At 68.0% G+C, this 10,843-nt stretch carries 12 protein-coding genes; 7 read left to right on the top strand and 5 right to left on the bottom strand.

Going from position 1 to position 10,843, the window contains the following annotated elements; all coding sequences use genetic code 11:
- Positions 1-110: 110 nt before the first annotated feature.
- The 5 genes from OOT46_RS30290 to OOT46_RS30310 all read right to left on the bottom strand — a co-directional run bounded on the left by OOT46_RS30290 (position 111) and on the right by OOT46_RS30310 (position 2,710).
- A complete protein-coding gene (locus tag OOT46_RS30290) occupies positions 111-371 on the bottom strand; it encodes a hypothetical protein (protein ID WP_265407347.1) in 261 nt (86 codons plus the stop codon).
- A 118-nt stretch (positions 372-489) separates the two neighbouring features.
- Positions 490-858, bottom strand: a complete 369-nt coding sequence (locus OOT46_RS30295; RefSeq protein ID WP_265407348.1) for a hypothetical protein — start codon at positions 856-858, stop codon at positions 490-492.
- A gap of 94 nt (positions 859-952) precedes the next feature.
- Complete coding sequence (locus OOT46_RS30300; protein WP_265407349.1) at positions 953-1,330, bottom strand: hypothetical protein; 378 nt, start codon at positions 1,328-1,330, stop codon at positions 953-955.
- A 96-nt stretch (positions 1,331-1,426) separates the two neighbouring features.
- Positions 1,427-1,894 (bottom strand): hypothetical protein, encoded by a 468-nt coding sequence (locus OOT46_RS30305; RefSeq protein ID WP_265407350.1) that lies wholly within the window; start codon positions 1,892-1,894, stop codon positions 1,427-1,429.
- 132 nt (positions 1,895-2,026) lie between these two features.
- Positions 2,027-2,710, bottom strand: a complete 684-nt coding sequence (locus OOT46_RS30310) for a DUF3489 domain-containing protein (RefSeq protein ID WP_265407351.1) — start codon at positions 2,708-2,710, stop codon at positions 2,027-2,029.
- A 150-nt stretch (positions 2,711-2,860) separates the two neighbouring features.
- Here OOT46_RS30310 and OOT46_RS30315 point away from each other — a divergent pair, with 150 nt between their 5' ends.
- The 7 genes from OOT46_RS30315 to OOT46_RS30345 form a co-directional block, all read left to right on the top strand.
- Positions 2,861-3,382, top strand: coding sequence for an elements of external origin (locus OOT46_RS30315; protein WP_265407352.1), 522 nt, complete (start codon positions 2,861-2,863; stop codon positions 3,380-3,382).
- Entirely contained in the window at positions 3,379-6,462 is a 3,084-nt protein-coding gene (locus OOT46_RS30320; RefSeq protein ID WP_265407353.1) for a terminase gpA endonuclease subunit, read from the top strand. Before OOT46_RS30315 ends, OOT46_RS30320 begins: the two co-directional genes overlap by 4 nt.
- 30 nt (positions 6,463-6,492) lie before the next feature.
- A complete protein-coding gene (locus OOT46_RS30325; protein ID WP_265407354.1) occupies positions 6,493-6,702 on the top strand; it encodes a phage head-tail joining protein in 210 nt (69 codons plus the stop codon).
- Positions 6,702-8,180 (top strand): phage portal protein, encoded by a 1,479-nt coding sequence (locus tag OOT46_RS30330; protein ID WP_265407355.1) that lies wholly within the window; start codon positions 6,702-6,704, stop codon positions 8,178-8,180. Before OOT46_RS30325 ends, OOT46_RS30330 begins: the two co-directional genes overlap by 1 nt.
- 1 nt (position 8,181) lies before the next feature.
- Positions 8,182-9,453, top strand: coding sequence for a S49 family peptidase (locus OOT46_RS30335; RefSeq protein ID WP_265407356.1), 1,272 nt, complete (start codon positions 8,182-8,184; stop codon positions 9,451-9,453).
- Between the two features lie 2 nt (positions 9,454-9,455).
- Positions 9,456-9,833, top strand: coding sequence for a head decoration protein (locus OOT46_RS30340; RefSeq protein WP_265407357.1), 378 nt, complete (start codon positions 9,456-9,458; stop codon positions 9,831-9,833).
- An 86-nt stretch (positions 9,834-9,919) separates the two neighbouring features.
- Positions 9,920-10,843 (top strand): major capsid protein (locus tag OOT46_RS30345; RefSeq protein WP_265407358.1); only part of this gene is annotated, 924 nt, incomplete at its 3' end.

Below are 10,843 nucleotides of genomic sequence, written 5' to 3' on the forward strand. Positions count from 1 at the left end.
CCGGACCTCGCGGGCCTCTGCCTTCGGCTGTGGGGATGCTCACGGTGCGGCTCATGGTCTCTTCCTCCTGTTGATGCGTGAAGAGGGGCCGGCGGCCCGGCCCCTTTCGCTTACCGCGCCAGCTTGGCGAGCGCCGCCTGCTGCTCGGCCATCAGGGCGATGTTGAGGTTCGGCTGGATGTTGCTGGCCAGGTGGTTGATGATCCGGTTCACGACCGCTGCCCGCTCAGTGTCGTCCCGGGCGTTGTCGTAGTCCCGAAGCCGGCTGTCGATCTCCTCAACGGCGCGCTCCAGGACGCTGCGGGCGCGCAGCAGCACGTCGCGGGCGGTGTGGCGGGCTTGCGCGGCGAGGATTTCGTGGAGGTCTTGCATCGCTTGGTCCTTTCAGGTTGGTGGTTGCGACACCCCTATTGACGCTCTATGTGCCGGACAAGCCAACGGGTGCAGAGCATCAGTTTGGATAGGAATTGATAGCCCGGCACCACGCGGCTCAATCACCAAGATCGACCTTCATGTCCACCAACCGCATCACGCCGATCAAGTAGGGGATCTGCGGGGCAATCCCGTGCTCGACAAACGCCGGGATGGCAACGCCCCGGCGCAGCCACCGCCCCAGCGTCATCTGCAGAGCGTCGTCCAGGGAGAAGCCGTGCCGCAGCCGGTGCAGCACGTCTTCTGCGAAACGCAGGCCCGGCTTGGTCGCCAGAAACGCCTCGGCCGACGCGAGCGGTCGCTGGGCAATGTGGGCCAGTTCCTGGGCCACAGTGGCGCGTGCGTCGGGTTGGTCGGCGCGGGCCGCAATGTGGGTCCATAAGGTGGCGATCTGCCGCGCTGGATTTGATCGCGTGCTGCTGCTCATTCAGGTGCCTCCTGGCGTGGTGGGGACAGCACCATTCACGCTCTTCCCGGGAAGGAAGCCAAGGGGTCTTGGCCTCCCACCTGATACCGATTGATCAGCCGAGCCGTGCGACGTAGCGCGCGTAGCTGCTGCCTTCGGGATTGACGTACAGGGCCGGGCGATCGGGTGCCACGATCTCAAGGCACAGGAAGGCATCGCCGACCGAACCGCCCTCGCCGGTCATCCACTCGCGGCTGCGGCCGAGGTCGCCCACAAAGTCGTCGAACTCGCCCGTCGTCATCTCGTGGGTCACCGTGATGTAGACCCGCTGGAGCTCACCACCGCCGACGTCGGCAAGGCGGGCTGGCTTCCGGCTGAAAGCCAAGGCGGGGCCCAACTCCGTGACCGTGACCCGCTCGCCGTTGATCCAGACGGTGCGCGGCGTGCGGGCGATGTGGATCGTCATGGCGTCTGCTTCGATCGTGATGTTCATGTTGCGTTCTTCCTTGGTGTCATCGCGTTGTTGCGACGGCTCTATGAACGCTCGGATGGGGCCTGCTTGGCAACGGTCTAGATGATGCTGGTTGATTCACAGGTGAGAGAACGGCGACGGGGACACCGGGCCCGGTTCAGTGGGGAGCCCGCGACCCTGCATCGCCTTTTCGTCCATCGCCCCTCCATCCGAGGTGGACAGCGGCGGTGCGCTGCTGCGCTGGGCATAGCTGCCGCCCACCGGCACCGGCTCGTGCAGCGTGGGCTTGAGGTGCTCCAGCTCCCAGACCGCCTGGGCTTGTGCCAGAAGCCGGTCGATCTCCTCGAACGGGTTCGGAGGTACGGGTTGCGGCGCGCGGCGCCCCACGGCCTCGTAGCCGGCCTGCGCCACGAACCACCGGTGGCCGTCTGTCTTGGCCAAGCCGCGGTTGAAGAGCGCCTGCAGCACGCTGTTGCGGGCGGCCCCGTGGACGTGAGGCGGGAACCACTCGATGCGGCCCTCCGTGTAGTCGATGGCGTATTGAAGGATGAGATCCTGGGTATCGCTCGATGAGGTGTCGCTCACGATCCGTCCATGTGTGGTGTGGAAAGGGGCGCGCTGGCAGCGCGGTTCGTAGCCCGCGCTGCTGCGCAGTGGATCAGTCTTCGTTGGGGCTGTGGTGGTCACACAGAGGCCGCCCATTGGCGGCCCCGAGGGTCACGCAGCTTCGTCGTCCATGGCCTCGGCGTGTTGCCCGTCCTGCTGCGGAACGGCACCGGCTTCGACGATCCGGTACACGCGCCCGCCTTCGGCGCCCTTCTCGGAGATCACGTTCAAGCCGAGCCGCTTTTTGAAGGTGCCCGCGAAGGCGCCGCGCACGGTGTGCGGCAACCAGCCGGTGAGCTGTCGGATCTCGTCGATGGTGGCGCCTTCCGGGCGGCGCAGCAGGGCGATCACCTGGGCCTGCTTGCTGTTGCTGCGCGGCTCGCGGGTCGCCTTGGTGGCCGGCGCAGCGGCAGGGTCTGCCCTCTCCGTCTCAGCGTCCGGTTCCGCGGTGCCCGTCGCCCAGGACGCTTCGGCGGCGGCGACCTCCTGCTCCAGGTCGTCTTGTGCGTCCGCGGCCGTCACCGCCAGGGCCGCGCCTTTGCGCTTGCCCTTAGCTTGGGCTTTGGGCGCATGGGCCGTGAGCCGCTTCCGACCGAGCGCTGCGTAGCCGGCGTCGGTCACAACGTGGTGCCCGCCTTCCTCTGCGACCAGGGCGCGCGTCAGCAGGCCTTGCAGCACCTTGGCGCGGGCGCCGCCTTTCACGCTCGGCGGAAACCATTCGATGCGGCCTTTGGTGTAGTCAAGGCCGTACTCCAGGGTTTCGCGCTGGGTGGCGGTCAGGGTGATTGCGTTCATGGTTCGGTTCCTTTGCGTTGGTTGGTTGTCGTTGTGCGAGGTCGCTATGAACGCTCCGCTCGGGCCGTGCAGCAACGGCTGAGTTGATGCGAGTTGATTCCAGGCCTTCGGTGCTTCGACAGGGAATGCAGTCATCGTGAACAGCTGTTGATGGGAATCTCGCTACGCGCCTACGCCCGCCACCGCGGCGTCAGCGACACCGCCGTGCGCAAAGCGGTCCTTGCGGGCCGCATCACGCCCGAGCCCGACGGCACCATCAATGCGGAGCGGGCCGACGCGGAATGGACGCAGAACACCGAAGCGCCGAAGGTGGGCACGCGGCAGAAAGCGCCACAGGTGCAAAGCGACCTGGTGGAACGTGGCACGTCCCCATCCGGTGGCACCTCCTTGCTGCAGGCCCGCACGGTCAACGAGGTGGTTAAAGCCCAGGCCAACAAGGTCCGGCTGGCCCGCCTGAAGGGCGAGCTGGTGGACCGCTCACAAGCCCTGGCGCATGTGTTCAAGCTGGCGCGCGCCGAGCGCGACGCCTGGCTCAACTGGCCAGGGCGGGTGTCGTCGGAGCTGGCAGCCCGGCTCGGTGTGGACCCTCACGAGCTGCACGTGGCGCTGGAGACCGCCGTGCGCGAGCAGCTGCAGGAGTTGGGAGAGGTGGCACCAAGGGTGGACGGATGATTGAGTTCAACTACGAGGGGGCCGACGATATCGAGCGCGCTTGGCGCGAGGGCCTGACGCCGGACCCGCTGCTGACCGTTTCCGAATGGGCCGACCGGCATCGCATCCTGTCCAGCAAGGCCTCCGCGGAACCGGGCCGCTGGCGCACTGCCCGCACGCCCTACCTGCGTGAGATCCTGGACTGCCTGTCGCCGACGTCGCCGGTGGAGCGGGTGGTGTTCATGAAAGGCGCGCAGGTCGGAGCGCCGCTGGCGCTCGACACGCCGATCCCCACTCCCGAAGGTTGGAGCACGATGGGTCAGTTGAGCCCCGGCGACTATGTGTTCGGTGCCGATGGCTGGCCCTGCAAAGTCACCGGCGTCTCGCCAGTGCTCGAAGACCAGCCCTGCTATCGCGTCCTCTTCGAAGATGGCCAGGCCGTGGTCTGCGACGCAGCCCACCTGTGGTGTGTGTGGGACTTCACCAACGATGTCCCGCAGGCGCGCACGCTGCGCACCGAGCAGATGATCGGGCGTCTGAAGCTGGGTCAGAGCAAACGTTTCCGATATGCCGTGGACTTGTGCAAGGGCGTGGAGTTGCCTCCCGAACCGTTGCTGATCCATCCCTACGTGCTCGGTGTCTGGCTGGGTGACGGCAGCAGCGCGATGAATCACATCAGCGTGCACGAAGACGATGAGGAGATCGCACAGCACTTGAATGCCTGTGGCGTCAATGCCGTATTCCGGCTGCCCACCTGGCGCAAGGGTCGCTGCGCCAATGTGATCATCGACCCGACGTGCCGAACCATTGGCGAGGATCGATTGCCCCTGGCTGGCAGCGGTCGCTCCAGTTTCACGACACGGCTGCGGTTGTTGGATTTGCTGGACAACAAGCACATCCCGCAGGCTTACTTGCGCGCCGGCCACCAGCAGCGCCTGGCCTTGGTGCAGGGCTTGATGGACACGGACGGCACGATCAGCGCTGACGGCAAGACCTGTACCTTCTCCAACGTCGATCGCAACTTGATCGATGGACTGGTCGAGCTGCTGCACAGCCTGGGCTACAAGCCCAGCGTGTCCAGCCGACCAGGCAAGCTGGATCGATTCCGGGAGCAAGGCTGGACGGCCAGTCAGGAGCATTGGCGGGTGACCTGGACCGCCTATGCGGAAGAGCCGATGTTCCGGCTCTCCCGCAAACTCGCGCGCATGCGCTCGGTCGACAAGGGTCTGCCCGCCAGAAGCCGGCGCCGACGCGTCGTGGATATCCAGCCGGTGGCTTCGGTGCCGGTGCGCTGTATCGCCGTGGACTCGTCCGATCACCTGTTCCTGTGCGGCAAGGGCTGGATTCCTACCCACAACACCGAGGCTGGCTCGAACTGGATCGGCTACGTCATCCACCACGCCCCGGGCCCGATGATGGCGGTCTGGCCGACGGTGGACATGGCCAAGCGCAACTCCAAGCAGCGCATCGACCCGCTGGTGGAAGAGACGCCCGCGCTGGCCGAGCTGATCGCGCCGGCGCGCAGCCGCGACGCCGGCAACACCGTCCTCGCCAAGGAGTTCCGCGGCGGCGTGCTGGTGATGACCGGCGCGAATAGCGCAGTCGGGTTGCGCTCGATGCCCGTGCGCTACCTGTTCCTCGACGAGGTGGACGGCTACCCGCTGGACGTCGAGGGCGAAGGCGACGCGATCTCGCTGGCCGAGGCGCGCACCCGGACCTTCGCCCGGCGCAAGATCTTCATCGTCTCGACGCCGACCATCGCGGGCGCGTCGACCATCGAGCGCGAATACGAAGCCTCAGACCAGCGCCGCTACTTCCTGCCCTGCCCACACTGCGGACACAGCCAGTGGCTGCGCTTCGAGCGGCTGCGCTGGGAGCATGGGCGGCCTCACACAGCGGCCTATGTCTGTGAGGGCTGCGAAGAGCCCATCCCGGAGCACCACAAGACCTGGATGCTGGAGCGTGGGCAGTGGCGGCCGACCGTGACCGGCGGGGCCCGGCGCACCGCCGGCTTCCACCTGTCGTCGCTCTACAGCCCCATCGGGTGGCGGTCCTGGCGGGACATCGCCGCCGCGTGGGAGAGCGCTACGGCGAAGGAATCGCGCTCGTCGGCGGCCATCAAGACCTTCAAAAATACCGAGCTGGGCGAGACCTGGGTCGAGGACGGCGAAGCACCCGATTGGCAGCGATTGCTGGAGCGGCGCGAGAGCTACCGCGTCGGCACCGTGCCTTGGGGCGGGCTGCTGCTGGTGGCCGGCGCGGACGTGCAGAAGGACCGCATCGAGGTCTCGGTGTGGGCGTGGGGCCGGGGCAAGGAGTCCTGGCTCATCGAGCACCGGGTGCTGATGGGCGACACCGACCTCGCGGGCGTGTGGCAGCAGCTGGGCGCGATGCTCAACGAGACCTGGACCCACGAGAGCGGCGTGCAAATGCCGCTGGCCAAGCTGGCCCTGGACACGGGCTTCCAGACGCAGGAAGCCTATGCCTTCGTGCGGTCCTGCCACGACAGCCGGGTGATGGCGGTCAAGGGCGTGTCCAAAGGCGCGGCATTGATCGGCACGCCGACCGCGGTGGACGTCACCGCCGGAGGCCGCCGGCTGCGCCGCGGCATGAAGGTGTTCAGCGTGGTGGTCGGCATCGCCAAGCAGGAGCTGTACAGCAACCTGCGCAAGGTACCGAGCGTAGACGGCAGCACCGGCGAGATCGTTTACCCGCCCGGCTATGTCCATCTGCCCGCGATGGATGCGGAGTACCTACAGCAGTTGTGCGCGGAGCAGCTGGTCACGCGCCGTGACCGCAACGGCTTCCCGGTGCGCGAGTGGCAGAAGATGCGCGAGCGCAACGAGGGCCTGGATTGTTTCAACTATGCAAGGGCTGCTGCGGCGGCTTGCGGCCTGGACCGTTTCGAAGAGCGCCAGTGGCGCGAGCTGGAGCGGCCGTTTAGCGAGGTGGTCCCGTCGCCCCGCCCCGTCTCCGATGGCTCACCGCCCGATCCGTTTTCCCCCGCCCCGCCCGAAGCCACCAACCCCGGTGGCTTCGGCGCTTCTGGGCCACCGCGGCGAGTTCGCCGCGTCGTCAAAAGCCGCTGGCTGTCCAGGTGACAGCCGCTCAACCAGCAAGGAGCCTTCCCCGTGGCCTACACGCCAGAAGACCTGCAGCGCCTGCAAGCCGCCCTCGCCAAGGGCGAGCGACGTGTCAGCTTCGGCGACAAGATGGTCGAGTACCGCGACGTCGATGAGCTGCAGGCAGCCCTGCACGAGGTCAAGCGCGGCCTGGCTGCCCAAGGCCGGATCGCCCGCCCGCCGCGCCAGATCCGCATCACGACAAGCAAAGGCACCTGATGGGCTGGTTCGCCAATATCAGGCGCCGCCTGTTCGGCGGCACGCCGACCTACGACGGCGTGGGCGGTGGGAGGCGCGCCTTGGCCTGGATCGTCGGCAACCCGGGCGCCGTCGCCGCACTGGCCTTCTCACAGAACGAGTTGCGCGCCAAGAGCCGCGACCTGGTGCGCCGCAACGCCTGGGCGGCGGCCGGCACGGAAGCGTTTGTCGCCAATGCCATCGGCACCGGCATCAAGCCGCAGTCCATGGTGCTCGACATGGTGCAACGCGAGGCCATCCAGGCACTCTGGCGCGATTGGTGCGAGGATGCCGACGCCGCCGGGCTGACCGACTTCTACGGCTTGCAAGCATTGGCCTGCAGAGCAATGCTGGAAGGCGGCGAAGCCATTGTCCGGCTGCGCTACCGTCGCCCCGAGGACCGGCTGCCGGTGGCGCTGCAGATCCAGGTGCTGGAACCCGAGCACCTGCCGGTCACGCTCAATACCGAGCTGCCCACTGGCAACCTGGTGCGGGCCGGCATCGAGTTCGACCGGCTGGGCCGGCGGGTGGCGTACCACCTGTACCGCTCCCACCCCAACGACGGCGCGCTGGCGCCGATGTCGGGCACCGGCGGCATGGACACAGTGCGCATCCCGGCCAACGAGGTGATCCACCTGTTCCGCCCGCTGCGGCCCGGCCAGATCCGCGGCGAGCCGTGGCTCGCGCGGGCGCTGGTGAAGCTGCACGAACTCGATCAGTACGACGACGCCGAGCTGGTGCGCAAGAAGACCGCGGCGATGTTCGCGGGCTTCATCACGCGCGCGGCGCCCGAGGACAACCTCATGGGCGAAGGCGAGCCAGATGCCCACGGGGTCGCTCTCGGCGGCCTGGAGCCCGGCACGCTGCAGTTCCTGGAACCCGGCGAGGAGATCCGCTTCTCCGCGCCGGCCGACGTCGGCAGTTCCTATGCCGAGTTCATGCGCCAACAGTTCCGCGCCGTCGCGGCGGCCATGGGCATCACCTACGAGATGCTCACCGGCGACCTGACGCAGGTGAACTACTCGTCCATCCGCGCCGGTCTGCTGGAGTTCCGGCGCCGCTGCGAAGCGCTGCAGCACGGCGTGATCGTGCACCAGCTGTGCCGGCCGATCTGGCGGGCGTGGATGACCCAGGCGGTGTTGGAGGGCGCGCTGGAGCTGCCGGGCTATGCGCGGCGGCGCCGGTCCTACCAGGCCGTGAAGTGGATTCCGCAGGGCTGGCAGTGGGTCGATCCGAAGAAGGAGTTCGACGCGATGAACACCGCGATCCGCTCGGGCCTGCTCTCGCGGTCCGAAGCGATCTCGTCCTCAGGCTACGACGCCGAGGACATCGACCGCGAGATCGCTGCCGACAACCAGCGCGCGGACGAACTCGGCCTGGTTTTCGACTCGGACCCGCGCCACGACCGCCCGGTCGCCGCAGCACCAGCTGCGATCCCTTCTGACGAACCGGACCTCTGACATGTCCTTGCCTCACCTGGCGTCCCGCCTCTACGGGACGCCGCTGCTCATCGCGCGCCCCAAGCTGGACGTAATCCTGGCCGTGCTCGGCTCGCGCATCGGACTGCCGGAGACGGACGCCGTCGTCCCCTTGCTGCCGCCCAAGCAGGCGGTGCCGCCGGCACCCGGCATCGCTGTCATCCCGATCCACGGCACGCTGGTGCGGCGCACGATGGGGCTGGAAGCCGCCTCGGGCCTGACGTCCTATGCCGAGATCGCGGGCTGGCTGGACGCGGCGCTGGCCGATCCCGACGTCAAAGGCATCCTGCTCGACATCGACTCGCCGGGCGGTGAGGCCGGCGGTGTCTTCGAACTGGCCGGGCGCATCCGCGCGGCCAGCCGCACCAAGCCCGTCTGGGCCCATGCCAACGACGCCGCCTTCTCGGCCGCCTATGCCATCGGCTCGGCCGCGCGCCGGCTCACGCTCTCGCAGACGGCGGGCGTCGGCTCCATCGGCGTCATCGCGCTGCACGTCGACCAGTCGGTCAAGGACGCCAAGGACGGCCTCGCCTACCGGGCGGTCTACGCCGGCCACCACAAGAACGATTTCAGCCCTCACGCGCCGCTGACGCCCGAGGCCGCCTCCGCGCTGCAGGCCGAGGTCGATCGCCTCTACGCAATCTTCGTCGCCTCGGTCGCGCAGATGCGCAGCCTCAGCGAGGAGGCGGTCCGCTCGACCGAAGCCCGGCTCCTGTTCGGCGAGGACGCTGTGGCGGCGGGGCTGGCCGATGGCGTCGCGGGCTTCGACGAGGTCGTGAGCGACTTCACCTCGCATCTGAGCCCGCTCCTGCGGCGGGCCACCGGCCCGTCACGCAGCGCCACGGCCAGCCCCCTGTCTCCCACATCCCACCTCCACAAGGACCCGACCTTGAACATCCACGAACACATGGCGCCGCCGGAGGACTCCGCGGCGCAAGCTGCCGGCACCGGCGAACCGTCCCCGGCTGTTGCACCGGTTGCCCCGCTGCCCGCCACCGCTGGAGTGTCGGCAGCAGACGCGACCCGCCACGAAGCCCAGGCGATCGCCGAGCTGTGCCTCATCGCCGGCGCACCGGAGCGCACCGCCGAGTTCCTGGCGGCCGGCTTCAGCCAGGAGAAGGTGCGGCGCACGCTCCTGGACGCCCGTGCCGACCAGCCGGAGATTGCCTCCCGCATCACCGCCGACGCCGGAACGACGACCTCTCCCGAGTCCGGCCCGTTGATGGCCGCTGTCAAGAAGCTCATCAAGGCCTGACCATGCCGGTGATCCGCGAATCTCCCAACCTCGGCGACCTGCTCAAGTACGAGGCGCCTAACCTCTACTCACGGGACGTAGCGACGGTCGCTTCCGGCCGCAAGCTGGCGCTCGGTACGGTGGTCGGCCGCGAGACCGCCACCGGCAAGCTCAAGGGGCTGGCCCTGGCGGCAACGGACGGCACGCAAGTCGCGGCCGGCGTGCTCGCGTTCGACGTCGACGCTACGCAGGCCGACCGCTTCGACGCGATCCTGATAGCCCGCCACGCCACCGTGGCCAGCCAGGCGCTGGTCTGGCCCGCCGGCATCACCCCCGTCCAGCAATCCGCTGCGGTCGAACAGCTTGAAACGCTCGGCATCGTGGTGCGCGCCAGCGCCTGAACGCCCCCGGCCGCTTCCCGCTCCCCTTCCCTCCCTGAACCCGCCCAGCGCGTTGCGCCCGGCGGGTTCTCTTTTGTGCGTTCCCTATGCAGAACCCATTCAACAATCCCGCCTTCTCGATGGCAGCGCTGACCGCAGCCATCAACCTCCTGCCCAACCGCTACGGCCGGCTGGAGTCCTTGGGCCTGATGCCGGTCAAGCCGGTGCGCCTGCGCCAGATCCTGGTCGAGGAGCGCAACGGCGTGCTCAACCTGCTGCCGACTTTGCCGCCCGGTGCGCCCGGCACGGTGGGCAAGCGCGGCAAGCGCGCCGTCCGCTCTTTCGTGGTGCCGCACATCCCGCACGACGACGTCGTCCTGCCCGAGGAGGTCCAGGGCATCCGGGCCTTCGGCTCAGAGACCGAGCTCGAAACCGTGGCTGGCGTCCTGGCCGGCCATCTGGAGACGATGCGCAACAAGCACGCGATCACCCTCGAGCACTTGCGCATGGGCGCGCTCAAGGGCGTGATCCTCGACGCCGACGGCTCGGTGCTCTACGACCTCTACCGGGAGTTCGAGATCCCGGCCAAGGCGGTGGGCTTCGAGCTCGCCAACGAAAAAACCAACGTCAAGGGCAAGTGCCTGGAGGTGCTGGGCCACATCGAGGACAACCTCAAGGGTGAGTTCATGAACGGGGTGCACTGCCTGTGCTCGCCGGAGTTTTTTACAGCGCTCACGGGGCACGCCAAGGTGGTCGAGGCCTACCTGCGCTGGCAGGACGGGGCAGTGCTGATTGCGGATATGCGGCGGGGTTTCAGCTTCGGAGGCATGACGTTCGAGGAGTACCGTGGCCAGGCGACCGACGCCGAGGGCAACGTGCGGCGTTTTATTGCGGCGGGCGAGGCGCACGCATTTCCGACGGGAACGGTGGACACCTTTGCCACCTATGTCGCGCCGGCCGACTTCAACGAGAGCGTCAACACCCTGGGCCAGCCGTTGTACGCCAAGCAGGAGCCGCGCAAGTTCGAACGC

This window comes from Aquabacterium sp. A7-Y, from assembly GCF_026153205.1.
Classification (GTDB): domain Bacteria; phylum Pseudomonadota; class Gammaproteobacteria; order Burkholderiales; family Burkholderiaceae_C; genus Caldimonas.

Bases quoted from the DNA above. Each gene is read 5' to 3' on its own strand.
- OOT46_RS30290 (WP_265407347.1), bottom strand. From the start codon at position 371: ATGCAAGACCTCCACGAAATCCTCGCCGCGCAAGCCCGCCACACCGCC.
- OOT46_RS30295 (WP_265407348.1), bottom strand. From the start codon at position 858: ATGAGCAGCAGCACGCGATCAAATCCAGCGCGGCAGATCGCCACCTTA.
- OOT46_RS30300 (WP_265407349.1), bottom strand. From the start codon at position 1,330: ATGAACATCACGATCGAAGCAGACGCCATGACGATCCACATCGCCCGC.
- OOT46_RS30310 (WP_265407351.1), bottom strand. From the start codon at position 2,710: ATGAACGCAATCACCCTGACCGCCACCCAGCGCGAAACCCTGGAGTAC.
- OOT46_RS30315 (WP_265407352.1), top strand. From the start codon at position 2,861: ATGGGAATCTCGCTACGCGCCTACGCCCGCCACCGCGGCGTCAGCGAC.
- OOT46_RS30320 (WP_265407353.1), top strand. From the start codon at position 3,379: ATGATTGAGTTCAACTACGAGGGGGCCGACGATATCGAGCGCGCTTGG.
- OOT46_RS30330 (WP_265407355.1), top strand. From the start codon at position 6,702: ATGGGCTGGTTCGCCAATATCAGGCGCCGCCTGTTCGGCGGCACGCCG.
- OOT46_RS30335 (WP_265407356.1), top strand. From the start codon at position 8,182: ATGTCCTTGCCTCACCTGGCGTCCCGCCTCTACGGGACGCCGCTGCTC.
- OOT46_RS30340 (WP_265407357.1), top strand. From the start codon at position 9,456: ATGCCGGTGATCCGCGAATCTCCCAACCTCGGCGACCTGCTCAAGTAC.